The sequence below is a fragment of the Micromonospora musae genome, from assembly GCF_003626635.1.
Lineage (GTDB): Bacteria > Actinomycetota > Actinomycetes > Mycobacteriales > Micromonosporaceae > Micromonospora > Micromonospora musae.
This window is the reverse complement of the sequence record NZ_RAZT01000020.1, coordinates 40981-65130: the sequence shown is the minus strand read 5'-3', so window position 1 is coordinate 65130 and position 24150 is coordinate 40981. Positions and strand designations below refer to the sequence as shown.

General features: G+C 68.5%; 26 protein-coding genes and 3 tRNA genes. 3 read left to right on the top strand and 26 right to left on the bottom strand.

Translation table 11 applies throughout. The features are described 5' to 3' along the window. Positions 1–561: 561 nt before the first annotated feature. The 23 genes from rplL to D7044_RS29345 form a co-directional block, all read right to left on the bottom strand. Positions 562–951, bottom strand: coding sequence for a 50S ribosomal protein L7/L12 (gene rplL / locus D7044_RS29450; RefSeq protein WP_120684238.1), 390 nt, complete (start codon positions 949–951; stop codon positions 562–564). 57 nt (positions 952–1008) lie between these two features. After that, positions 1009–1554 (bottom strand): 50S ribosomal protein L10, encoded by a 546-nt coding sequence (rplJ, locus tag D7044_RS29445; RefSeq protein ID WP_120684236.1) that lies wholly within the window; start codon positions 1552–1554, stop codon positions 1009–1011. Between the two features lie 359 nt (positions 1555–1913). Beyond that, the gene (locus D7044_RS29440) at positions 1914–2603 is read right to left on the bottom strand and encodes a hypothetical protein (RefSeq protein WP_120690848.1); all 690 of its coding nucleotides are present in this window, start codon (positions 2601–2603) and stop codon (positions 1914–1916) included. Further along, positions 2600–3481 carry an ABC transporter ATP-binding protein gene (locus tag D7044_RS29435; protein WP_120690847.1) on the bottom strand — a complete coding sequence of 294 codons (882 nt, stop codon included), beginning with the start codon at positions 3479–3481 and terminating at the stop codon, positions 2600–2602. Before D7044_RS29435 ends, D7044_RS29440 begins: the two co-directional genes overlap by 4 nt. Before the next feature lie 79 nt (positions 3482–3560). Then, on the bottom strand, positions 3561–4277 hold the full coding sequence (rplA, locus tag D7044_RS29430; RefSeq protein WP_120684230.1) for a 50S ribosomal protein L1: 717 nt from the start codon (positions 4275–4277) through the stop codon (positions 3561–3563). A 79-nt stretch (positions 4278–4356) separates the two neighbouring features. Further along, positions 4357–4788 carry a 50S ribosomal protein L11 gene (gene rplK, locus D7044_RS29425; protein ID WP_120684227.1) on the bottom strand — a complete coding sequence of 144 codons (432 nt, stop codon included), beginning with the start codon at positions 4786–4788 and terminating at the stop codon, positions 4357–4359. A gap of 185 nt (positions 4789–4973) precedes the next feature. After that, positions 4974–5696 (bottom strand): transcription termination/antitermination protein NusG, encoded by a 723-nt coding sequence (gene nusG, locus D7044_RS29420; protein ID WP_120684225.1) that lies wholly within the window; start codon positions 5694–5696, stop codon positions 4974–4976. A gap of 38 nt (positions 5697–5734) precedes the next feature. Beyond that, positions 5735–6127: a preprotein translocase subunit SecE gene (secE, locus tag D7044_RS29415; protein WP_120690846.1), complete on the bottom strand. Its 393-nt coding sequence runs from the start codon at positions 6125–6127 to the stop codon at positions 5735–5737. A 211-nt stretch (positions 6128–6338) separates the two neighbouring features. Then, positions 6339–6411 (bottom strand) — tRNA-Trp (locus D7044_RS29410). Between the two features lie 130 nt (positions 6412–6541). Next, a complete protein-coding gene (locus D7044_RS29405) occupies positions 6542–6955 on the bottom strand; it encodes a MaoC family dehydratase (protein ID WP_120684221.1) in 414 nt (137 codons plus the stop codon). A gap of 1 nt (position 6956) precedes the next feature. Further along, complete coding sequence (locus tag D7044_RS29400) at positions 6957–7403, bottom strand: MaoC family dehydratase N-terminal domain-containing protein (RefSeq protein ID WP_120690845.1); 447 nt, start codon at positions 7401–7403, stop codon at positions 6957–6959. Positions 7404–7527: 124 nt separating this feature from the next. Further along, on the bottom strand, positions 7528–7695 hold the full coding sequence (gene rpmG / locus D7044_RS29395; protein ID WP_007073056.1) for a 50S ribosomal protein L33: 168 nt from the start codon (positions 7693–7695) through the stop codon (positions 7528–7530). Between the two features lie 131 nt (positions 7696–7826). Further along, positions 7827–7899 (bottom strand) — tRNA-Met (locus tag D7044_RS29390). Positions 7900–7921: 22 nt separating this feature from the next. Next, positions 7922–7994 (bottom strand) — tRNA-Thr (locus D7044_RS29385). Positions 7995–8088: 94 nt separating this feature from the next. Beyond that, a complete protein-coding gene (locus D7044_RS29380; RefSeq protein ID WP_233565166.1) occupies positions 8089–10614 on the bottom strand; it encodes a putative bifunctional diguanylate cyclase/phosphodiesterase in 2526 nt (841 codons plus the stop codon). 64 nt (positions 10615–10678) lie between these two features. Next, positions 10679–10825 (bottom strand): hypothetical protein, encoded by a 147-nt coding sequence (locus D7044_RS32500; protein ID WP_158609411.1) that lies wholly within the window; start codon positions 10823–10825, stop codon positions 10679–10681. A gap of 564 nt (positions 10826–11389) precedes the next feature. Beyond that, positions 11390–11824 (bottom strand): GyrI-like domain-containing protein, encoded by a 435-nt coding sequence (locus D7044_RS29375; protein WP_233565168.1) that lies wholly within the window; start codon positions 11822–11824, stop codon positions 11390–11392. Between the two features lie 920 nt (positions 11825–12744). After that, a complete protein-coding gene (locus D7044_RS29370; RefSeq protein ID WP_233565165.1) occupies positions 12745–14472 on the bottom strand; it encodes a replication initiator in 1728 nt (575 codons plus the stop codon). Further along, positions 14469–14978, bottom strand: coding sequence for a DUF2637 domain-containing protein (locus D7044_RS29365; protein WP_120690844.1), 510 nt, complete (start codon positions 14976–14978; stop codon positions 14469–14471). The genes D7044_RS29370 and D7044_RS29365 overlap by 4 nt, the downstream gene beginning before the upstream one ends. A gap of 20 nt (positions 14979–14998) precedes the next feature. After that, a complete protein-coding gene (locus D7044_RS29360) occupies positions 14999–15187 on the bottom strand; it encodes a hypothetical protein (protein WP_120690843.1) in 189 nt (62 codons plus the stop codon). Between the two features lie 3 nt (positions 15188–15190). Beyond that, positions 15191–15445 (bottom strand): hypothetical protein, encoded by a 255-nt coding sequence (locus tag D7044_RS29355; protein WP_120690842.1) that lies wholly within the window; start codon positions 15443–15445, stop codon positions 15191–15193. After that, on the bottom strand, positions 15442–17037 hold the full coding sequence (locus D7044_RS29350) for an FtsK/SpoIIIE domain-containing protein (protein ID WP_120690841.1): 1596 nt from the start codon (positions 17035–17037) through the stop codon (positions 15442–15444). Before D7044_RS29350 ends, D7044_RS29355 begins: the two co-directional genes overlap by 4 nt. Before the next feature lie 181 nt (positions 17038–17218). Next, complete coding sequence (locus tag D7044_RS29345) at positions 17219–17614, bottom strand: transcriptional regulator (protein WP_120690840.1); 396 nt, start codon at positions 17612–17614, stop codon at positions 17219–17221. A gap of 994 nt (positions 17615–18608) precedes the next feature. Here D7044_RS29345 and D7044_RS29340 point away from each other — a divergent pair. Then, positions 18609–19052: a hypothetical protein gene (locus tag D7044_RS29340; protein ID WP_120690839.1), complete on the top strand. Its 444-nt coding sequence runs from the start codon at positions 18609–18611 to the stop codon at positions 19050–19052. Here D7044_RS29340 and D7044_RS29335 read toward each other — a convergent pair. The 3 genes from D7044_RS29335 to D7044_RS29325 form a co-directional block, all read right to left on the bottom strand. Next, positions 19036–19812, bottom strand: a complete 777-nt coding sequence (locus D7044_RS29335) for a glycosyltransferase family 2 protein (RefSeq protein WP_233565163.1) — start codon at positions 19810–19812, stop codon at positions 19036–19038. The genes D7044_RS29340 and D7044_RS29335 overlap by 17 nt on opposite strands. Continuing rightward, positions 19800–20612: a GntR family transcriptional regulator gene (locus D7044_RS29330; RefSeq protein ID WP_233565162.1), complete on the bottom strand. Its 813-nt coding sequence runs from the start codon at positions 20610–20612 to the stop codon at positions 19800–19802. The genes D7044_RS29335 and D7044_RS29330 overlap by 13 nt, the downstream gene beginning before the upstream one ends. Positions 20613–20754: 142 nt before the next feature. Next, positions 20755–20985: a precorrin-4 C11-methyltransferase gene (locus D7044_RS29325; RefSeq protein ID WP_233565161.1), complete on the bottom strand. Its 231-nt coding sequence runs from the start codon at positions 20983–20985 to the stop codon at positions 20755–20757. A 989-nt stretch (positions 20986–21974) separates the two neighbouring features. Between D7044_RS29325 and D7044_RS29315 the strand changes: the two genes are divergently transcribed. Further along, positions 21975–22397: a GntR family transcriptional regulator gene (locus D7044_RS29315; protein WP_120690836.1), complete on the top strand. Its 423-nt coding sequence runs from the start codon at positions 21975–21977 to the stop codon at positions 22395–22397. 427 nt (positions 22398–22824) lie between these two features. After that, the gene (locus D7044_RS29310) at positions 22825–24141 is read left to right on the top strand and encodes a serine/threonine-protein kinase (protein WP_120690835.1); all 1317 of its coding nucleotides are present in this window, start codon (positions 22825–22827) and stop codon (positions 24139–24141) included. Positions 24142–24150 lie beyond the last annotated feature (9 nt).

The following is a 24150-nucleotide window of genomic DNA, read 5'->3' as shown; positions in this document are numbered from 1 at the left end:
TCCGAGGACCTGTGCTGCAGAACGGCTGGTACGCGTGCACTCCAATGACCCCGCCAGAAATATCCGCAAACGGACATTTCCGAGCAGGGGTCTAGTCGGAAGGCAGCGCAAACTAGCAGTGTAGCCGAGAGGCTAACCGCTGTCCAGCCCACCCCGCCAGGAGATTGCGGAACGTGCTCCGGGGCCCCGGAAACCGGGACAACCGGGCCGCTCGGAACGCAATGTTCCTGTCGGGCCGCTCGGGTGTCGCGGCCGATGGTGCCGCCGCTCCAATACCCGCCTGGTGGCCGTCGCAAGCGCGGAAGGTCTTGCTGGTGTCAGCGTGCCTGTCAGCCCGGGGCCGCGTCAAGGCCCGGTCTCCGGCTCGCCGCGTCTTTCCCACCGGCCCGGCCACGCCGTCCGCCACCACCGCGCCACGTCGTACGAACGGACGCCCTGCTCACGCCCGTTGCCGACACTGGTCCAACACCGCGGGCGGCGACCCGATGCCGGATCGCCGCCCGTCGTAGCGCGAGATGTGCCCCGGCTCACGTGAACCGGACGCGCAAGGTGGTGCTCAGGTCACTTGAGGGTGACCTTGGCGCCCTCGCCCTCGAGCTTGGCCTTGGCCTTGTCGGCGGTCTCCTTGTTGACCTTCTCCAGGACCGGCTTCGGCGCGGCCTCGACCAGGTCCTTGGCCTCCTTGAGGCCCAGGCCGGTCAGCTCACGCACGACCTTGATGACCTGGATCTTCTTGCCACCGTCGGCGTCGAGGATGACGTCGAACTCGTCCTTCTCCTCCTCGACCGGGGCAGCAGCGGCACCGCCGCCACCGCCACCCTGGGCGATCGCGACCGGAGCGGCGGCGGTGACCTCGAAGGTCTCCTCGAACTGCTTCACGAACTCGGAGAGCTCGATCAGCGTCATCTCCTTGAACGCGTCGAGCAGCTCGTCGGTGCTGAGCTTCGCCATGTCTGGCGTCCTTTCCATTTGGTGTGTCTAAGACTGAACCAGGTGCGCCGGGGGGCCTCAGGCCGCCTCGGCGCCCTCCTTCTCGCGCTTGTCCTGCAGTGCGGCCGCCAGGCGGGCGGTCTTCGACAGCGGGGCCTGGAACAGGGCCGCGGCCTTGCTCAGGTTGCCCTTCATCGCGCCGGCCAGCTTGGCCAGCAGCACCTCGCGGGACTCCAGGTCGGCGAGCTTCGTGACCTCGGCCGCGGAAATGGCCTTGCCCTCGAAGACACCGCCCTTGATGACGAGCTTCGGGTTGGCCTTCGCGAACTCGCGAAGCCCCTTCGCCGCCTCGACGACGTCGCCCGAAACGAAAGTCAGCGCGGTAGGACCGGTGAACAGCTCGTCGAGCCCGGAGATACCGGCCTCGGTCGCGGCACGCTTGGCCAGCGTGTTCTTCGCGACCGTGTAGCTGGTCTCCTTGCCGAGCGTGCGCCGCAGCTGGGTGAGCTGGGAAACCGTCAGACCGCGGTACTCGGTGAGCACCGTGGCGCCCGCGTTGCGGAAGCTCTCGGTCAGCTCGGCGACGGCCGTGGCCTTGTCGGCCCGGATCGGCTTGTCCGCCATGTCCCTCCTCTCTCGTGCTCGAGGCTGGTCGCCGTCGGGAACGGATGCTCACGACGGCAGCTCAGGAAGCGCGACAACGAGAAAAGCCCCGGCGCAGGGCGCACGGGGCGAGGTCCGGCGGAGGCGGGCACAGTCGGCGGACCGTGCTGCACTGCCGATTTTCGCTTGCCGCCCTGCGCGGGTCGCCCGTCGTCGCGGAACCTTCGACCGTGCCGGGGCACGGTGACCAGCGGTCTCTGGGTGGTACTTCGCAGCAAGGTTACGCGACGCGTGACGCGAGCAGCAAATCGCCTCCCGCATGTGTGCCAGCTCACGCCCGGTGGGCCGGCACCGACACGGCCGCCGGGATCAGCCCCGCCTCACGCCCGCGACCGGCGCCACCACAGGTAGCCGGCCAGCACCACCGCGCTCCAGGCCGCCGCCCAGCAGGTGAGCAGCGCCGCGGTCGGTGCGGTGAGTGCGCCGGTGGTGGCCCGGGCGGTGGCCATGATCGGCGGCACCAGCCAGGGCACCGCCGAGCCGCTCAGCCCGAGGACGATCGCGCCGACGCCACCGAGCGCGAGCACGGCGACGCCGTACCCGGCGCTGCCTGTACAGGCGCGGCTGGCCAGCGCACCGAGCAGCACCGCCGGAGGGACGGCCAGCAGGTGCGCCCAGATCCCGAGCACGATGCCGACGGCCACGGACCGGCCACCCGGCTCCACCACGGCGGTGACTCCGCCGACCAGCCAGGGGAAGACCAGCGCGACGACTACCGTGCCCAACGCCGCCAGCCCGGCGGCGAGCAACCCCGCCCACCGCTCCCGCCGCACCCCGGCCACCACCTGCGCGAGGCGGCGCTGCCCGTCCGGCTCCACGTCGAGCAGCAGCTTGGTCTGCCAGGCGAGCACCGGGAAGAGGACGACCGCCGAGACGCCGTACGCCTCCGCCGGCTGGGCCCGACCGCCGCCGTAGAGGATGCCGAGGGCCACCAGACCGGCGAGCAGCGGCGCCACCGCCCGGCCGGTACGCAGGAACCCGGCCAGCCGGAGCCGGACCAGGGCGGTCACCGGGCCACCTGCCCGCCCGATGCCGTGTTCGCGGTCGTCGACCCGGACACCGCCACGTCCGGCGGCTCGGGATCCGACACCGGCGCGTCTCCGGGCCGGCCCTCAGCGGCCGCCGTCTCAACCCCCGCCCCATCGGTGGCGCCGAGCCGGTCGAGGTGTACGCCCAGCACCCGGTGCCCGTCGGCGCGCAGCCGGGTGACGGTGCCGGCCACCTGCGCGGCGGGCACCGCGATCTCGACCACCGCGTACGCCTGGCCCTCGGTCGGGGCCACCTCATCCACCTCGCCCGCCGCGACGGTCCAGCGACGCGCACCGGGAAGCCGGACGGTCTCCCCGCGGTGGTCACTGACCAGCACCGAACCCCCGTCGGCGAGCACCTCGTCGATCAACTCCGGGACGAGCTCACGGGAGGACGCGTCCAGCCCTTCCCAGGGCTCGTCGAGTACGAGCAGCCCCGGCGGGCGGAGCATGGCCTGGGCGAGGCCGACCTTCTGGGCCGTCCCCTTCGACAGCTCGGGCAACCGGACCCGGCGGAACCGGGTGAGCCCGAGGCGTTCGGTCCAGTGATCCACGGCGCGGCCCGCCTCGACCGACGTCAGGCCGGCCATCCGGCCCATCGCGACCAGGTAGTAGTGAACGTCGAACGGCTGATCGGCGGGGAACCGCTCCGGAACCCAGCCGACCACGGTCGGCCGCTCGACGACCCGCCCCCGCGTCGGCCGCAGCACGCCGGCCGCGAGCTGGAGGAGGGTCGACTTGCCGGCCCCGTTGCGCCCCTGCACGATCGCGGCCTCGCCGGGGGCGATGCCGATCGCCGCGTCCCGCAGCACCCACGGTCCGCGGCGGTGGTACCGGAGCCAGACGTTCTCCAGTCGCATGCCGCCGAGCCTGCCACATCGGATACGCGACGGGGCGCCGCCACAGCTGTGGCGGCGCCCCGTACGGGTGTCGGTGAACTCAGGCCTCGGCCGAGCCCTCCTGGAGGTTCTTCACCACGTTCGGGTCGACCGGGACGCCCGGGCCCATGGTGGTGGTGAGGATGACCTTCTTCAGGTACTTGCCCTTGGCGGCGGACGGCTTGGCCCGCAGCACCTCGTCCAGCACCGCCGCGTAGTTGTCGACGAGCTGCGCCTCGCTGAAGGAGGCCTTGCCGATGATCAGGTGCAGGTTCGAGTGCTTGTCCACCCGGAACGTGATCTTGCCGCCCTTGATGTCCTGCACCGCCTTGGTGACGTCCATCGTCACCGTGCCGGTCTTCGGGTTCGGCATGAGACCGCGCGGGCCCAGGATCCGCGCGATCCGGCCGATCTTGGCCATCTGGTCCGGGGTGGCGATGGCCGCGTCGAAGTCGAGCCAGCCCTCCTGGATCCGGGCGACCAGCTCGTCGGTACCCACCTCGTCGGCACCGGCCGCGGCGGCCTCCTCGGCCTTCGCGCCGGCGGCGAAGACGATCACGCGGGCGGTCTTACCGGTGCCGTGCGGCAGGTTGACCGTGCCGCGGACCATCTGGTCCGCCTTGCGGGGGTCGACGCCGAGGCGCATCGCGACCTCGACCGTGGCGTCGAACTTGACGTTGGTGGTGTCCTTGGCCAGCTTCACGGCCTCGGCGGGGGTGTAGAGCTTGGACCGGTCGATGACCTCGGCGGCCTTGCGGTAGCTCTTGCTGCGCTGCATGTTCTGGTTACTCCTGTGGTCTCTGGCGGGCCGCTTCCGCGCGCCCTCCCACGATCCGTACGGGTTGAGCTGTGCGAGATCAGTCGTTGACGGTGATGCCCATGGAACGGGCGGTACCGGCGATGATCCGCTCGGCCTGGTCGAGGTCGTTGGCGTTGAGGTCGGCCATCTTCCGCTCGGCGATCTCGCGCACCTGGGCGCGGCTGACCGAGCCGACCTTCTCCGTGTGCGGGACGCCCGAGCCCTTCTGCACACCGGCGGCCTTGATCAGCAGCCGGGCGGCGGGCGGGGTCTTCAGCACGAAGGTGAAGGACCGGTCCTCGTACACGCTGATCTCGGCGGGGACGATGTCGCCCCGCTGGGACTCGGTCTGCGCGTTGTAGGACTTGCAGAACTCCATGATGTTCACGCCGTGCTGACCGAGCGCGGGGCCGACCGGCGGCGCCGGGGTGGCCTGGCCCGCCGGCAGCTGAAGCGTGAACGTCTTGACGAGCTTCTTCTTCGGAGGCATGTCTCTTCCTGGGGCTTGACTGGATTGGTGCTCATCCGACAACCACCCTGCGAGCGCGCACGGTCAGCGCGGCGCGAGGCAGCGACGTTCAAGGGTAGCGCAGGCCGGACCCCGCCCGTCCGGCGAGGTCGAGCGGGAACGGCCGCGCCGGCGGCGGGACGCTGCCCCACCGCCGGCGACCGGACTCAGATCTTGGCGACCTGGTTGAAGTTCAGCTCGACCGGCGTCTCCCGGCCGAAGATCGACACCAGCACCTTGAGCTTCTGCTGGTCGGCGTTGATCTCACTGATCGTCGCCGGCAGCGACGCGAAGGCGCCGTCGGTGACGGTGACGGAGTCGCCGACCTCGAAGTCGAGAACCTTGATCTCGGGCTTCGCCTTCTTCTGCTCGGTCTCGACCGCCGGGGCCAGCCACTTGAGCACCTCGTCGAGGGAGAGCGGCGCGGGCCGGTCGGCCCGGTCGGTGGCCCCCACGAAGCCGGTCACCCCGGGCGTGTTGCGCACGCAGGAGTAGGACTCGGCGGTCAGCTCCATCCGGACGAGGATGTAGCCCGGGAAGACCTTCGCCTGGACCTGGGACCGCTTGCCGTTCTTGACCTCGACCTCTTCCCGGGTCGGCACCTCGACCTGGTAGATGAAGTCCTCCATGTCGAGGCTGGTGATCCGGGTCTCGAGGTTGGTCTTGACCTTGTTCTCGTAGCCGGCGTACGAGTGCACCACGTACCAGTCGCCCGGCGCGTAGCGCAGCTTCTGGCGCAGCTCGGCGACCGGGTCGAACTCCTCGTCCGCCGGGGCCTCGATGGTCGGGATTTCCGGCTCGCTGGCGGCCTCGACCGACTCGTCGTTCGCCGCCGTCGCCACCGTGGACTGCTCGTCCGCAGGGCCGGCGGTCTCGTCGTACTCAGGCACGCTCGCTCACTTCCGTCACTATCGGCTGGTACAGCCGGTCAGCTGGGGTTGCCGAAGACCCACAGCACGCCCTTGGCGAAGCCGTAGTCCAGCACACCCACGATCGTCAACATAATCGCGACGAAGGTGACAACGACGGCCGTGTAGGTCAGCAACTCCTTGCGGGTCGGCCAGATGACCTTACGCAGTTCGGCGACGACCTCGCGGAAGAACCGGGCGATGCGGCCGAACAGGCCCACGCGGTCGGTCTCCGTCCGGGTCTTCGGCCGGCTGTCGGCCGACTCGGCCTTCGCGCGGGACCGCGTCGCGGTGCCACCGCGGGATACCGGCTCGTCCGCGTCGGTGGCGTCGTCGTCGGCAACGTCGTCGACGGTCTCGTCGTTCAGACGATCGTCGCCGGCATCCTCGCCGCGCCGCTTGCTCTCGGCCACTTCGCCCTCCGCGGGATCTCGGGTTCGCACGCCGGGCGGCGTACGCGGCGTTGGTCACGCCGGCCGGGCCGAACCGTCCCGCGACGGGCCGCGGCCGGCGGATCGACCGGTGGCCCGATGCCTCGGAACCACCCCGCCGATTCCACCACCACGGGCCGGACGCCGCCTTCTCACGGCGGCGCGACCCACGGGAACGGTCAGGCCTGAGGCGCAGGGGTGACAGGACTTGAACCTGCAGCCTGCGGTTTTGGAGACCGCTGCTCTGCCAATTGAGCTACACCCCTGTGCGGCAACGCTCACCCCACCCGACCTACGAGAGGTCGAGCAGGGGTCACTTGCCCCACGGCGGACCAGTGTACGGGTAGCCGGCCGACTTTCCCAACCGGTCTGCCCACAGCGCGTCGGCGCCCCAGGTCAGGGACGTCCGGCCGACCGGTCGACACTCGCCCGGACGGTCGCCCGGGCCTGCGAGAGCACCTTCTCGCCGTGGCAGGTCGCCGTGACGTCGAGCCGGGTGAGGCCGTCCTCGGTGACCTCGCGTACCACCGCCGTCACCTCGATCTCGGTCCCCTCGTCGTCGTCGGGCACCACGACCGGCCGGGTGAACCGGACCCCGTAGTCGACCACCGCGTCCGGCGAGCCGGCCCACTCCGTCACCGCACGACCGACCAGGGCCATGGTGAACATGCCGTGCGCGATGACGCCCGGCAGCCCCACCTTGGTGGCGACCCGGTCGCTCCAGTGGATCGGGTTGAAGTCGCCCGAGGCACCGGCGTAGCGGACCAGGTCCGCGCGGGTGATCCGGAACGTCCTGGCTGGCAGCTCCATGTCAGGCCTCCCCGCGTACGACGAGCTTGGACCAGACCGCGACGACCGGCTCGCCGGCGACGGTGCTGATCTCGGTACGGGTGGTCAGGAAGCCGTGCCCGCCCCGGTTGGTGATGTCCTCGATGGTGCTGACGCAGACCAGCTCGTCGCCGGCCACCACCGGCCGGGTGTACGCGAACCGCTGGTCGCCGTGCACCACCCGGCTGTAGTCGACACCCACCGCCGGGTCCTCGACGATCTGCTGGGTGGCGGCCATCGTCAGCGCGAAGGGAAAGGTGGGCGGCGCCACCACGTCGGGGTGGCCGAGCGTGCGGGCGGCGTCGGGGTCGTGATGGGCCGGGTCGGTGGCGCCGATCGCCGTGGCGAACTCGCGGATCTTCTCTCGGCCCACCTGATAGGGGGCGGTCGGCGGGTACGTCCGGCCGACGTAGGACGGGTCCAGGGACATGCCCGCGAACCTACACGTAAAGCACAATCGCCGACCCGAGCGGCAGGGGCGGCGGATGCCGCACCGGCCGGTCAGATCGGCGATCGGGTGGAGCTTCGAAGGGCCGGACGGTGCCGGCCGTAGGTCAGCGGGTCTCGCGGTGGACCGTGTGCCGACCGTCCCGGGGGCAGAACTTCTTCAGCTCGATGCGGTCCGGGTCGTTACGACGGTTCTTGCGCGTGATGTAGTTGCGCTCCTTGCACTCCACACACGCCAAAGTGATCTTCGGCCGGACATCGGTCGCCTTCGCCACGGCGGAGTGCCTTCCTCGCTACGGGTTACAACTACGGCGTATCAGCGTACGCGCTGATGACGCGGACATGCAAAGTGGGCGCCTACGGCGCCCCTCTCACTGACCGCCGGGTCATCCCCGGAGGACGAGAGTAGCGGTGGCCGGACTTGAACCGGCGACACAGCGATTATGAGCCGCTTGCTCTGCCATCTGAGCTACACCGCCGTGGTGGGTCCAGCGACCCTAGAGCCCCCTTACGGAATCGAACCGTAGACCTTCTCCTTACCATGGAGACGCTCTGCCGACTGAGCTAAGGGGGCCTGCGCGATCTTCCCCGTGGGGCGCGCAGAGGTAAGACTACACGGCCCTGCCGTACACAGGAAATCGGATCCCCCGGGGCGGAGTTTCCCCAGTTCAGGGCACGACACGCAGCCGGGGAAGCTCACCGGCGGAGATCGTTTCCGGGTCGACCTGCGCACCGAACCACGCCTCCAGGCGCTCGTACGGCAGCGGACGACTGAAGAGGAAGCCCTGCCCGATCTCACAGCCGATGTCCTGGAGCAGCTCCAAGGTCAACTCGCTCTCCACCCCCTCGGCCACCACGGCCAGCCCGAACTGCTGGGAGAGGGTGACCACCGCGTTGACGATGGCCAGGTCCCCCGGGTCGGTCGCCATGCCCTGCACGAAGGAACGGTCGACCTTCACCTCGTGGATCGGCAGCCGGCGTAGATGCGCCAGGGAGGAGTCGCCGGTGCCGAAGTCGTCCACGGAGAGGCGTACGCCCATCTCGCGCAGCCGGCGGAGCGTGGGGATCGGTCGTTCCGTGCCGTCGAGGACCCCGGCTTCGGTGATCTCCAGGGTGAGTCGCTGCGGGGGTACGCCGTACTCGTCGAGCAGCTCCCTGACCCGGTCGGGGAAGTGCTGGTCGGTGAGCGAGCGTGGGGAGATGTTGACCGCCACGGAGAGCGGCTGGTCGGCCTGGGCCCAGTCCCGGCTGCGCCGCAACCCCTCGTGGAGCACGAGCTCGGTGAGGCGGCTGAGCTGGCCGGTGTGCTCGGCCACCGCGACGAAGTCCTCCGGGGCCACCGTGCCGTGGGTCGGATGGTCCCAGCGGGCCAGGCACTCGACCCCGACCAGGCGCCGATCCCGGAGCGTGACCTTGGGCTGGAAGTAGACCTCCAGCTTTCCGTCGTCCAGGGCGCGGCGCAGGTCGCCGGCGAGGCCCAGCCGGCGCAGCGACCGGGACTCCAACGCCGGGTTGAAGAGCTGGACACTGCCCGGCACCGACTTCGCCGCGTTGGCGGCCAGGTCGACCCGTTGCAGCAGCGTCGCCGCATCACTGCCGTGATCCGGGTGCACGGCGACGCCGACCGCGGTGTCCACGTCCAGGGTGAGCGTGTCGAAGATCATCTCGTCGCGGATCTGCTCACGCAGTCGGGCGGCCAGCTCCACCGCCGCCTCGACGCTCTCCAGCCGCATGGTCACCAGGAACTCGTCACCGCCCGCCCGACCGACCAGAGCCGACGACGGCGCCGACGCACGGAGCCGAGCGGCGACCTCGGCGAGCACCTTGTCGCCGGCCGCGTGCCCCAGCGACTCGTTGACCTGGCGCAGCCCGCCGACGTCGAAGAGGAGCAGCGCAACCACCTCGTCGGGTGCCCCGATCTTGACCGACTCGGCCAGGGCGCTGGTGATGCGCCGGCGGTTGGGCAGCTTGGTGAGCAGGTCGTGGTACGCGTCGTGCCGCAGCCGGTCGACCAGTCGGGAGTTCTCCAACGCCACCGCGGCGTGCGCCGCCACCGTCTCGAAGACGGGGATGTCGGCCGGCGCGAAGTGGTTGGTGTCGCCGAGCCGGTTGACCACCTCGATGGTGCCGATCACGGCTTTTCCGGAGCGCAGCGGGATCACGATGACGTCCTTGACGCGGTCCCTCGTCAGCATCCCGCGCAGTTCGGGCTCGCCGCCGAGACGCCGGCCCAGGGCGATGGTCCCCTTCCTGGCCACCGCCACGTCCCGCAGCTGCGCCGGCGTCGGCGCCGAGTCGAGCAGACCGGGCTTGCCCTCCTGTGAGGACAACAGCACCTCGGGGTGGCGGCCCTGCGCGGGCATCCAGAGGGTGGCGTGCTCGGCCTGCATCAGGCTGCGGATCCGGCTGATCAGCGTGTCGACCAGCGTGCCGTCGGGACCACTCTCGGTGATCGCCTTGGTCAGTTGGTACATGTCGGCCAAGGTCCGGTGCTGGCGGAGGAACTGTGCGTAGGACCGGTAGACCATCAGGAACGCGGCGGCGAGCCCGCCGAAGAGCAGCAGCGCCCAGGGCGTCGTCACGAAGGCGATGATGATGAGCAGGCCGATGGAGAGGTTGATGGCCGCGGTGATCAGCGTCGGCGGGGCCGAGCGGGCCAGTTCCAGCCCCGCCTGCCAGCCCTGAACCACCGAGATCACGGCGACCACGGCGGCCAGGGTGACGAGCGTGTGGGTGCCGACCGCGGCGAGCAGGATGCCCCACGTTCCGGGGCCGACACCCTGGGTCTCGGGCAGCGCCACGAGCACGAGGTTGGCCACCGACGTCGCGGCCGCGGCGAGCGCCACGTTGAACCAGAACTTCGCCGGGACGAGTTTGCGCCGGATCTGGACGATGAGTGTGGCCAGTGTGTAGGCCAGCACCACGGAGAGCGGCGGCAGCAGGTGCAGCGCGAGGACGAGCGGGATCTCGGTGAGGGTCACGCCGAGCGCCTGCCGGCGTACGACGATGTTGATGACGGGCAACGTCGCGGCCACCATCGCCGCCGTCAGCAGCAGCGTCACCGGCCAAGCACCGATGGCCGGACGCGCGGTGAGACCGAGTGCCGTGCAGAAGACCGCAGCGCAGAGCGCGAGTGGCCCGGTGATCAGCCATGCGTGCTCTGTGCTACGGCGAGGGGATGGTTGTCGTAACACTGCCGTCCCCTCGCCGTAATCAGCTGGCCGGAGTCGGCGCTGCCGGATCAGCCCTCACTCACCGTCACGGGAGGAGCGAGTGCACCACCGGCATCTGCCAGTTGTAGTCCGACAAATGCATTTGAGAATCCATCGCGAGCGCCGGCAGGGCAACCAAGCCGACGAGCAGCATGAGGGAGCCGAGCAGGCGGCCCAGGCGTCGAGTGGACATCTGTGCTCCTGTGGGGTGGGCAGACACGGTGAAGGTTTCCACGATGGTGCCACAGCGCCCGGTGAACTGGAAAGCGGCAGCACGCTCGGCCCGTCCGGTCGTCGCGCGATGGAAGACGTCCGGACCGACGACATGGCACGTCTGTGCAGATCACCGCCGGGCACACCGGATCGCGGCGACGAAGAAGAGACCAAGAGCGCAAGTTTCACGTATCTCGTCTAAGTGAATTAACAGGCGGCGGGTCGAACTGCCCTGACCGGACAGTGGCAGCGAGCGAGCGGCGACGTCTCCTGCCATGATCACTCGGCGCGGCAGCTCGTCACCGAGGGTAGCGGTCGCTGTCATGGGCTTCAATAGCCTGACGCGGACCCGACTGTTCCCGCCGCCCGACGGCGCAACACGCTGTGGGGTCGGTAGCGGAAGTCCGCGTCGTCGGCTGCCGGGGTCGCGCCCGCGGCGACGTCTTCGGCAGCGGGCCGGACACCGGACAGCCACGCGTCGACCGCGCCGCATGTGCCGTGACGGGAACGACAGCGAGGCTGCCCGGCGACACCAGCCAGTACGTCAGATCGGTTCGACAGGCAGCCACAGCTCGCAGGTCGCGGTGCTGAAGTCGTCCGCCCGCGCGAGGATCGCGACGATCGAGGGCCCCTGCCGCAGACGCCACGGGTTGGCGGGAAACCACTCGGTCGCGGTCGCGGTCGCGGCCCAGGCCGTCTGCGGTGCATGCGGATAGGGACCGGCGGTACGGAAGACCGCCCACGTGCCGGCCGGCACCTCGATGGCGTCGAGATCGTCGGGGGCCGGCGTGCCCCGAGAGACAGCAACCCCCTGCAGGTAGGTCAGTTCGCTGCCCTCGATGCTATCGGGGTCGACGTCGTCGGAGACTTGCAGCAGGCCAGCCGGATCGGTGTCGCCGAGGGCCTTCAGCCGGAGATGCTCCTCCTGGGGCAGTGCGGTGATGTGCTGCTGGATGTGCGGGTTGATGCCGTGGTGGATCAGCGGTACCCGGGCTGCGTGGCCGGCGAGCCGGAACGCGGGGCGGTCGGCGATGGTCAGCAGATCGTCCTCGCCGCGGACGACATCAAGGTGCCGCGATGGTGAGCCTTAACTCCTCAAACTCGCTCACCGCAGTCAGCCCCCTCGCGTGCCCGATACGTGCACGATCGGCCGGTCGCTCAGGGGCAACGGCGGTCAACTACGGCAGGAGACGACAAAGGCCCCTGACTCGCGTTTCCGGAGGTCAAGGGCCTTGCCGTTCCCTGGTGGCGGGTAGAGGATTCGAACCTCTGTAGCTTTCGCGACGGATTTACAGGGCGTCAACGATCTTGCCGGGCAAAGGTGGCCTGACCTGCTGTTTCGCTTCGGTGGCCAACCTCATGACGCTCGGCCGCCCACCATCTGCCCACGCCCCACAGTCGCCTCTTACAGTCCAAACCTAAGCTTCGGGGGTTTTTTGAGAGCCGCCGCCTGTCCTAAGCCCGTAGTCCAGTCGAGCGATCGCAACCGAGCGACTTCATAGCAAGACCGAGCTTTTTTTGAGTCGGCCGATCGCGCCGGCGCCTCGGGGCTGAAGACCGCCGCGCCGGCTGCGAGGGCAGCAGCGACGCCTGACATGATCAGCTGGAATCGCGACGGGGCTTCCGAGTAGCCAGCAGACGCCGCTGCCCAGGTAGCGCCTCCAGCAATAAGGGCGCTCATACGTTTCCCTCGATGCTCCCGGCTCACTGCCACAGCAACGATGGTGGCAGCAAACTGCGACATCATCCGAGTGCCTCGCCGATCTTGTCGTTGATCGTGTCGTCGCCGTCGACGCAGTTGGCGGAGACCCGCAGCAGGACGGCGACGGCGTGACCCAGCCGCTGAGCGACCTCGGTCGGCCCGACGCCGGCCTTCAGGCAGAGTGAGGCCTCCGCTGGTTACCACATCTCGTCCAGCACGGCCAGGCGTCGTCGGAACGTCCGGGCGTCCTGCTTGGGCAGCGCGTAGGCGACGACTTCGAGGACCGCTCGCGCACCAGCCGGACTGAGATATTCCAAGTGGAATTCCTCAGCTGCCCGGTAGCCCGGATCACGTATCCGGTGGGCCGGATGCCGCACCATCTCTTCCCAGATCTCAAGCACCTCGGCCACGGCACCGGGCCACAGCCGCGCGAGTTCAAGATTCCGGATTGCGGTCAGACCTCGGCCTGACAGACCGGGAAGCATTGAGAAGCGGTAGGTCCTTGTCCCGTAGCGGGACGAGGCCGAGCGTGTCGAGAGGGAGCGCCGAAGCTCCCTGGGCCGTCTACGCGGCATGGTCCTTTCGGAGAACAGACATGCCGAGATCTTCGCACGATGGCGGAGCGTGGTCATCCGAGTGCCTCCCCGATCTTGTCGTTCATGGTGTCGTCTCCCCCATCGATGCAGTTGGCGTAGACGCGGAGCAGGACGGCGACGCCGTGGCCCAGGCGCCGGGCGGTACCGGATGGTGCGCTCGGCGTCTTCGGTGCCGGGCATGACGCGGCGGGCGTCGACCTGGGCGCCGAAGCGCACGACGTGCACGGGCTCGGCGTCCGGGTCGTCGTCGATGGCGTCGAGGGCTTCCGTCCAGGTGGTCAGCGGCTCGCGAGTGTCCGGGTCGACCCACGCCGCCGCCTGCTCGTCCCAGACGGGAAGCCGGTCAAGGGTGTACCGCTGGACGTCGACCGAGGGCCACCACACCTGGTGATAGGTCGCCGCCGCCACGGTGCGCAGCACGTCGCGAGGGATGGTGCCCCGGATGGCGAAGTGCGCATGTGGGGCGAGTCGGCGTTGCGGCTCGACGCAGCCGGCGTACTGGACGTTCCAGCCCTCACAGCGGCGCAGGTTCTGCCAGAACCGGTCGAGCAGCCGCGGGAAGTGCACGGCGTCCCAGGCGGCCCGGCGGTAGTCGTAACGGTCGGGGTTGACCGGGGTGCCGTCCGGGCGGACCGGGCCGTACGAGTCGAGGGTGAGGGTCAGCCACATCGACGGGCGGTAGGTGGTGCCGTCCGAGGCGGTGTAGGTCTTGCCGACGGTGCGCCGCTCGACCTTGCGCCGGGGCAGGTCGGGTGCGTCCTGACGCCGCTTGGTCGAGCGCTTGCGCCGGCGGCCGGGCTCCTCGTCCTGGTCGTCGTCGACGCTGGCGTGGGGTGGCCCGACGCGCCCGCGCAGGCCCTCAGCGGCGATGGCCTCTTCCACCTCGCGGATTGCCTCGTCGAGGTCGGTGACCTGGTCCCACTGTGCGGCGCGTACCGCCTCGTCGCGGGAGAACTCCAGGTGCGCCCGGAACAGGATCAGCGACTTCTGCGCCTCGGTCGCCGGCTCCGGGCCGGGTAGCGGCTCGTCGTCGCGGTGCCAGCCCTCGCGGATCTGGGCCTGCCGCAGCCGGCGGTTTTTCTTGGCGCACGGCGGGCACTTGTCCTCGCGGGTTGCCCCGCAGGGCAGGTCGATGATCTCGGTCAGGCCGGTGTCGAGGTCGGTCCGGCGCATCGCGAGGGGACGGATGCAGACGCCGTACTCGGTGGCGATCTCTTTGAGCAAGTCGACCGAGCGGGGCAGCGCCATGCGGGCCGCCCGCGACCCCGGCCGAGGAGCAACCGGGGCCGGGGCGGCGGAGGCGAGGCCGGGCAGGGTCGGAGCGGTCATCGGATGATCCCCACGACCTGGGGCCGGTTGGGTTGAACAACGCGGACCGAAGCCAGCACCGCAGCCGGGGCGGGCGGCTCGACCGGGGCGGGTGACACCGGCTCGACCTGCTCGGGCTCGTCGTACCAGTCAGACTGTGGCTGTTCCGGTTCTGGCGGCGCTGTGGTGGCCCCTGCGCCGGAGAGGACGACCTTGACCAAGGCGAGGAAGGCCAGCGACGGCACGGCCGCGACGATCCAGCCCCAGACGGACGGCTCAGCTTCGGCGACCTGCGCGGCGAGCGACAGCAGGGAGAACGCGACCAGGAGCACACCGACCATGCCGACCGGTCGACCGGCTCGACGGCGGGCGCGGATTTCCAGGCCGAGGTAGATGGCCATCAGCTCGACGGCTACGGCGTTGGCCCAGCCGATCCAGTCGGGTTGTCCGTGCGCCACGGTCAGGTCGTGGACGTGGGTGAAGGCGGCGGCGCCGGCCATGACGCCGATGGCGATCAGGATCAGCATTCGTACGCCGGACTCGATCCTCATCGGCCGCTCCCGTTGTTGCGGACGGTCAGGGTGATGCGGATGCTCTGCCCGTCGAGGTCCCGACGGCGGTTGACCATGTGCGCCAGGCCGTGCAGCGCGGCGGCGAGCCGGTCCGGGGAGCCGTCCAGCTCGACGTGCAGGGGCTTGATCCGGTGGGTGCCGAGGAAGAGTCGCTTGAGGGACATCGGTTACCTCCGGGCCGGGTTGACGCGGGTACGGATGTGGTCGGGCGGTTCGCCGAGGGTGGCGACCGCTTCGGAGAGGCAGCGCCAGAGCGCCCACGCCTCGTCGGGCGTCAGGTACATGCGGCGCCGGCCACCGCCGACGGCCAGATAGACCGGGTACGGGTCCGGCCGCTCGGGGTCGACACGGACGGAGACGGCCGTGCTGGTCGAGCCGTCCGGATTCGGGGCACGGAGCCGGTAGAAGCTCGGGGTGGTCACCGCGACTCACCCCCGTCCGCGTCCTGGTCGAGGAAGTTGAGCAGGGAGTCCGGCAACAGTGGGCCGCGACGCTGCCGAGGCAGTGGTGGTCGGGCCGGTTCGTCGGCGGTCTCCCGGCCGACCTGGGCGAGGATGTCCGCAGCGTCGGACGGCGCCGGGTACTCGGCGGCCAGCTCGCGGATGTGCTCGTCGGAGATGTACGAGAAGCGCACTCGGGCCGGCTCCGGGGTGCCGTCGAGGATCACGTACCCGACGCCCTTCGCCCACCGGGGCATCTGGTCGGCCAGGGCACCCCGGTTACGGGCACCGTCGCCCAACACGAGGTCCACCTGAGCCGCCTCGGTCAGGCCAAGCGCGATCCGAGTCGGGAAGAGGTCCCGGAACGGCAGTACCTCCTTGCGGGGGTCCTGCAACGCGGCCACCACGAGGACCCCGACCCCGGCACCCTGCGACAGCAGCAGACCCAAGGAGGAGGCGATGCGCTTGCGCAGGTCGACGTCCTGGAGGTACGCGGTCAGCGCGGCCATCTCGTCGATGACGACCACTACCAGCGGGTCAGCCTCGGTCAGGGTGTGGACCCGCACCGCTCCGGCGAGCCGGGTCTGCCGCTCTCGCATCACGTCCACGGCCTCGTCGAGCAGGTCCGCCATGGCCTCGAACGACTTGCAGGCGAACCGGGCGAAGAGCGGCCGGCCCATGGCAAACTCCATGCCGCCCTTGGGGTCGATCACCCACAGCCGTACGAGGCCCGAGGTGATCCCGCCGGCCAGCGCCCGCACCAGCGACCACAACACCGAGCCCTTGCCGGACCGGGTGGCGCCACCGATCAGGACGTGGGTGGCGAGCAGGTGCAGACGCCAGTGCCGCAGATCCTCCCGACGAGCCAGCGGCAGCGCGGTGAAGTCCGGAACCGTGGGCACGTCGAACGGCTCGACAACGGTCCGCAGCGCGTCCGTGCGGACGATCACCAGGTACACGAGCGAGGGCCGGTCCCTATACCGCAGCCGGTCGACCGCGCTCAGCACCAGCGCCCAGTACCCGGAGCGCACCGGCGGCTGGTCGGGCCGCTCTGTGTAGACGCGGGCATGCCGACGGCCGAAGGCGTACGCGAGGTTCGCGGTGACCCGCTGAAACTCCTCAGGCGTCTGCCCGCGCACCATGCGGACGGTCAGCACATCGAGTGCCTGATCCGAACGCACCCGTAACAGCTGCGGCAGGACCGGCCGATGGTCGTACGTTCTCGCCAGCCCGCACAACGTCATGGCCTCACGCCAGGCCCGTCGGTAGACGAACACCTGACGGAACCGGCCGAGCATCGGGCCGGCGCACCACGCCCACCAGGAAGCCTCGTGCTTCCACCGCCAGACCGCCGAGACCGCGGACGCCACGACTACCGGCACAATCAGCCCGACCCGGCCGAACTCCCGGTAGAGCAGTACCCCAGCCACAAACAGGCCGACGATCACCGGGTGCCGCACGCACCACCAAAGACCCCGCCACAGCCACCGAAGAATCAGGCCCAGGGCGACCAGCCAGACCGGCAGCTCCAACCGGCGCGGCCGGATCACCATCAGTTCCCCGGCCGTGGTCATCACGACTTCGCCACGCGGCCGGCGGATCATCGCGCACCCCGCACAGCCGCGACCAGCACCCGCCTGTGGGCAGGCATAGGCTTGGACATGTCACTACCTCTCTCGTCAGAGCAGGGGGAAGAGACAGAGGGCGGGGCTGCCGTCCGCCAAGACCTGACAGCCCCGCCCTCACCCGATGCGGCTACGCCGCCGCCTTCGTGGTCACGCCAGCCGGAGCGCGCAGGCCGGTCGCGCGCAGCGAGTACGCCATCCGACCGTTGTTCGTCACGTACGGCGTGACCGTCATCCCGTCGAACTCCACCGCCTCGAACGGCGCGCCCGTCGGCGGCACCGGCTGGTAATCGGCGGAGATCTTCACCGTCGTCTCCCGCGACCGCTTCCCCAGCTCAGGGTCAAGGTCCATCACCCGCACCTGCCACACCCGCTGGCCGGTCACCTTGTCCTTGGCCGGAGTCCGCCGGCCCGTCTTCTCGTCGTAGTCCTCGACCTCGCCCAGGGACTCGGGCACCAACGCGCACCCCGCCGGGAACACGTCCTCGAACCGCACAGCGAACCTCGTGCCGCCTCGCAGAGCCACCGCTCAACCTCCAGCTTGTTAACTTGTCTGCCAAGTTGCAGTCCAAGGTAGACGGCGCTTGGCAGACAAGTCAACAAGTCGACTGAGGCGATGCGATAACCGGCTCGGCATGCGCGCCCTCCGACAGCAGCAGCGTTACGTGGGCGGCTACCTCGTGGCCGCATCGAACCCGGCCGCCTACTCGCCCAGGACGCCCTCGGCCGTGCCTCGATTGGCCGCCGTGAGCCTTGACGCCGTCATACTGCTGGGCGGCCCGATGAGCCGAACCGCAAGAGAGTTCCCCGTGAAGAATTCCGGAGACTATGTTCCTCAAGTAGGCGTCGAATACTGCAAGTAAGACGCTCGGTGTGTAAGTTGGGGCAAGAGCAAAGTAAGGTTTGAACGGCTAGATGCGTGAAACGCTTCACGCAAGAGGCGGCTGCCACGTCGTGAACGACTGGCAGTTGGGAAGCCCTCCGCCCCGCCGTTGCTAGGGAAGAGCGGAGGAACTCCCGGGTGGATGAGCTCGTCTATGAGGCGGGCTCATCTCCATCCGTGACGGTTGCGCTTAGGTGCAGGACCAGCGGTACAGCTAGGCGGACGACTGGAATTAACCAGGTCAACCGCTTGATGTCGCAGATCCACGACCGTCGGCGCTCGTCGGGCTGATGCTCTTCACCCCGACTCTTCTCGGATGACACTCCTGCTCACCTCCCTTCGGATCGACCGGTGGAGATCGCCTCCCGAGGGGTCCAAAGACGACCCTCACCGCAGGGGAAGTCAGCAGAACTGCGCAGTGATCCTAACCCTTGCCGCCTCTCAGGCGGTGCACCAGCGCCACTCATTTCTGTTTCCTGGAACTAATGATCAACGAGCGTCGAATCCGAGTCTCACTGCGGCATTAGCTTGCGTGTCATGCGCGGCAACGGCGCATTGAAATGCGATGGTTGAGGGTTGACTTGCCGGGCAACCTGCAAGCGGTTAGCTCTTCAGATGCTGGGGGTAACGAAGGGCCATGAGCGGGAACAGTCCGGCTGTTGATGAAGAACACTCGCGCCCTGAGGGAGTGGATGACGCGACGGTCGAAGCGTTGGGTGAGTTGAGCAAAGCCCTTGAGACCATCCATCGAGTGCGTGGCCACTTGTACTCCGCTCACCAGCTCGTCGGCGGCGCGGATCTCACCCTGGACCGCGTAGTCGAGCTGCTTCGGGAGGCAGGGCATGACGACGTCGCGGACCGGGTGGAGCGGGAACTCCTCGGCCGCAACGTGCTACCGGGCCGTTGGACCTTCCAGATCATGGAGGAGTTCGACGATGGCTACTACGCGGCGTTCCAGGAGATCGAGCGGTACGCCCGAGAGAAGCTAGCCGGCGGCCGGCGACACATCTATGAGGCAGAGATGAAGGCGCGGCGCCGGACGCCCGGAATGCTGGGGCACGAGGCTACGCCAGACGAGTGAGCGCCAGTCCGTCAGGCAGCATCGAGGCCAGGGCGACGGCTCGGGCCTCGATGATCTTCATGCGCCCCTCGTACTCGACGGGTTCCCGGTGCGCCGCCTGGCTGGTTACCTGGCCGGGCCACTTGCGATAGAGCAGTCCATGCTCACGCGTGAAGTAGCCCTCCCTGACGGCACTCGCGGCTAGGAGAAGGCCGGTGTCCTCGGAGGCGGGCAGCGCCATCCAACCACCGAGCGCGAGAAGCAGGTCATGGCGGATGCAGAGCGTCGCCGGGTGAACCTGAGCGCGGTAGCCGTTGGCCTGCCAGAAGGAAAGGACGTCACCGCGGGCGACCCTTCCGCCCTCGGGATCCTTGTCCCAGCCGACCATCGACCCGTCGGGCATCAGGTCCAGGACGCGGGAGGTCGCCCAACCGATGTGCGGGTTGGCGTCGAAGGCGGCGATGTCCCGGGCGAGCGCGCCGGGGGTGAGTTGGTCATCCGCGTCCAGGACCTTGACCAACTGCCCGGAGACTCGGGAAAGAGCAAGGGTGCGGGCAACACCGGGGCCGCCCGGACGACCCCCGCCGAGACTGATACGAGGGTCATCCGGCAGCACGCCCGCGAGCGCGCCTGTCTGCCCGTCCTCTTGGACGAGCCACTGCCAGTCCCAACCGTCAGGCATCTCCTGCCGGACCAACGACTCGTAGGCGCCAGCCAGGTACTCGATGCTGGGCGCGTGGACCGGAGTGATGACCGAGACGAGTTGGGTCAAGTTCTCCACCGCTTGAGTTTGTGCGAGTAGACAAGCTCGGTCCGGTCGCCCGGCATCACCACGTCGGCGACCTCGACGATCCGGCCAGCGGTGTCGATAGAGGTCTTCCGCACGGTGAGCACCGAGACGCCCGGGTCGATGTCCAGTAGCTCGGCCTCGTCCGGCGACGGCGGACGCGCCCGGATCTCGTCTTCGATCCGGTCCAGCTCGATGCCGAGGGTGTGGAGCTGGTGCTGTGTGCCACCGGGCCAGGGCTCCTTGCCCGCGTCGAGCAGGTCCGGGTTCGCAGCCAGCAGGTCGTACGGCAGGTACGAGTACGACATGGTCAGCGGCGCGTTCTCGTGCCGAGAGGATGTCCAGTAGACCCGACGCAGCAGCGATGTACCTGCCTCGACCTGCAGGGCCGCCGCCATCTCCTGGTCCGCTTCCACGCGGGTGTACTCGGCGTGGAACTTGAGGTCGTCAACGGTTAGACCGGTGTCGTGCTCGGTGGCGCCGGTCTTCAGTCGCTCGTCCTCATCGAGCAGGACCCGGTCCTTCTCCCATTGGTACCGCTCGGCGTTGCGACGGCGTACCCGCTGACGAGGTGCCCGCACGTAGGTGCCGCGCCCTTGCTCCGCCCGGACCAGGCCCCACTCACGAAGCTGACGAATGGCGTTGCGGACGCTGGTCCGCGACAGACCGGAGGTGTCGGCCAGCTCGGTTTCGCTCGGCATTAGCGTGCCGGGTGCCAGTTCGCCGCTCGTAATCTTCGCCCGCAACTCTTCCGCGAGTTGCAGGTAACGAGGGCGCCAGTCCCGGCCGATCACACCCGTCACCGTACCCCCTAGACGTTCCAACGTCTGCCAGGCGGTCCCGCCTGCGGGCCGCTCGGGCACGAGGGTGACGGCTGCGGCAGGCCGCGTTGTCTGCCGCCCCGTAAGCGGTGAGGTCCGGGTGGCCATCCGGCGGTCAGCGGTATCCATCGTGCTCCTCCGGAGTCTGTCCCTTGGTCATCATCAGCAGACGGGCGTAGGTCAGCTCGTAGATGAGCCGGTCGAGCTGAATGCGGTCGAGCAGGATCGATTGGGTAGCGCCATTGCGGGTGGTGTCGAGCTTCACCGCCAGGTCCCGCCGTGCGAAGCGGTCGAGCAGCAGTTGCACACTGACCCAGCCGGTGCGCTCCCGCCCGACCGTGGCCATGAGGCAACGGTGCATCGGATCGTTCGGCCCGCAGCCCCGACACCACTTCGGGCACGCGACAAGCCCGCTCACCGTCCCCGATCCGCTCTTCGCCCTGGTACCGCGCTCAGTCATCGTCGCCCCCAGCACCGCGGCCGGCCTCGTTGAGCAGACCCCGAAGCCGCTCGATCAGCTGGCCTGCCTGGATCAGGGACAGCTCCGCCCAGCCGTTCCCGGACCGGCCTGTCGCGTGCAACGCCACCAGGGGCGTCCGCCCGTCGGCGCCGATGAGGTACGTAACTATCGCGCCAATCGCCCGCGGATCTCCTACCCGGTGAAGCGGGCCTCGGTGACGACGGGCCATGTGCGTCATCAGCGGGGGCATTAGGTGACCGCATCGGTCCGAGGCGCACCAGTCCGGGTGGCTCAGGGCGGGCGCTGGCTTACGCGCACCGGTCATCGCGGCCACCTCCCACCGTTGCCCCGGTACATCTGAGCCCGAGTCATCAACGGCGCGTACCGCAGCACGGGCACTTCCCGTGTCGGCCCTAGCGACCACCGCGGCGGCATCGGCATCGACACCGGGTGTGAGCCTGATGAGACGTTGCTACTTGCGGCCCGCGCCGACGGGTGCTTTCGGGACCACCAGGACGAGAACCAGCGGCGCCGACGATGAGAGCCAGACATCGCACCTCCACAGGTAGACGGAGACCGGTGGCCGACCACGGGGGAATGCAACCGGCCACCGGCCCGGATGTAGGCACGGCGCACCGTCCGACGCAGACGGGTCGGGTATCGCCGAGCCAACTTGTCCGCGCGGCTACCGCAACCGGTCCGACAGGACGCCGCGCGTCGGGTGCGATCAGAGCTGACGCAGCACCACCCCTGATACAAGGCGTCATCCTGACCGCACGTTAGGAAACGTATCTACAAGTGGATGAGTTGTCTAGACGTTGAAACGGGTCACTTGGTTGGCACTTGGTAAGACAAGTGCCAGGTACGGTGAGCAGGTGCCCACCCCGCACTACGGACTGCCCCGCTATCGCGTCATCGCCGACGAGCTGAGAGAGCGCATAGAAAGCGGCGTCATCCCGCCAGGCGCTCTCCTGCCGACCGAGAGGGTCCTTACCGCTGAGTTCCGGGTAAGCCGAGGGACAATCCGTCAGGCCATTACTGTCTTGCGCAACGCGGGCTTGGTCGCTACCGAGCACGGTCGCGGCACCTGTGCCACTTCATGCCAAAGCGGGATCGGATCGGACAAAAGTGCCGCGCCCGAGACCCGACAGCGGGAAGTCGCCGCCGGCCCGGAGCTTGCAGCACTTTTTGGCGTTAAGATTGGAACCATTTTGGTCGAACAGCAGAGTGTCAGCCGAACACGCGGAGCGGTCGGCGCCGTTATCAGGACCTACCGATTACTGGAAGGAAAGCCGTAAGCCCCTTCGGAGGTGTTCCTATTCGGCTTGTGCGCGGCCAACAGGTCACGCAGCCGGACTCCCATTTGCTGCAGGCCACTCCGCCCCCAGTCTCCCGCGCGAGACCCGGAGAGTCCACAGAGCATCCAACAAAACGACGACCGCTGGCAGCGGGCGGGAACCCGACGAACCGCCGTCAGAAACACGCTTGGTACAGGGAGTCCCACCGGCAAGCGTCGGCGGAGCGCTCGGCATCTTGACCGAACCGTCGCCTCCTCCCGAGGAGGGAACTCGGCCAGGGCCAGGGTGCACAGCCGCGCCGCCGCCTAGTACAGCAGCCGAGGACAAGGAGTAGGCAGCGACGCAAATTCGCGTCGAGCCCGATATGAGGCAATTGTCAGCTCATCGGGGCTAGTTGTAACGACATTCGATCTCTAAGCTAGACGCCATGCAGCCGACTGAGGCGAGCGTCGAGCCCAAGGAGCGCTACCGCCTCGATCCGAGACCACGGGGATCCGGCACCTTCGCTCAGGTGATCCGAGCGGTACATCGGATAGATGAATCTGAGGTAGCCCTTAAGCGCGCCAAGTCCTTCCCGGAGGCGAGGGATCGCATCAAACGGGAAATAGTCGCACAGAAAGAGTTGGCACATCCCAACATCATGCCCATTCGGGATCATGATCCAGGGTTTCGGTGGTACACCATGCCGCTAGCCGACAAGAATCTGTATGAAGCTCGCGATGAACTCGGCGAGGAGGACATCGCGTCGATTCTGTTGGACTTGGCCGACGCTTTGGACGTTGCACACAAACAGGATCTGATTCATAGAGATATTTCCCCTGGCAACATCCTAGGCTTGCCTGGCGCCACGCGACTGAGATGGGTCGTGGCAGACTGGGGAATGGTCAGGGTCGCGCCCGAGATAGCCTCCCGAGCCCTCACGCGGCCGGGCCAGAGGATGGGGACACCAGGCTTTGACGCGCCCGAGTTGGACGACGACCCCAGGCAAGCTACTTCGGCAGTAGATGTCTACAGCCTCGGCCGCGTCGCGGCTTGGTTTCTGACAGGCACCGAACCGCGAAGCAATGTTCAGTTGCTGCCCGACGGAGAGATGCTGCATTGGCGGCCGTTCGTGCGTGCGTGCACCGAGCAGGATGTGCGCCACCGAGTGGCGTCGATGGACGGGCTGCGCAACCTACTTCGGGAAGTATTTGAGCATCGCGATGACCCAATTCCGGACAGAGCTGCCCGCCTGCTCGAAGCCCTACTCCTCGGCGACGAGGAAGGCTTGACCGGGTTGATCTCGCTCGCAGAGAGCTTCAAGGAAGACACAGTCGTTTACCTAGACAACTTGGCGCAGGTGCCCAGCGGCAAGATAAGGGCTTGGACGACCGATGAACCGGAACGCGCAGCGACGCTGGCCTTGGCGATGGCGAGGCACCTCCTCCATAGTCCGTGGGGCGACCGCGATGTCCAGTACGCCGCCACGCCCCTGACTTTCGTCCTGACGATCTTGCGGGCGCTCGTGGAGGTGCGACGCTTAGGCCTTGCACAAGATGTGGCGGGAGTCTACTTCGAGGCCGACGTCAAGTGGGACCACGCACGGCAGAGGACTCGCACTCTTGAGTGGCTTGGCGAGTTGGACGACGGCGCCGCGAGCGCTGTCCACCCAGAGTTAGCTCGCCGCCCCACTGCTGTTGAGTACTACATCGAGCCAGGATGGCGTGCACGTAGCGTTAGCCTGCGCACCCTGCTCGCACCATGATCGAAAAGA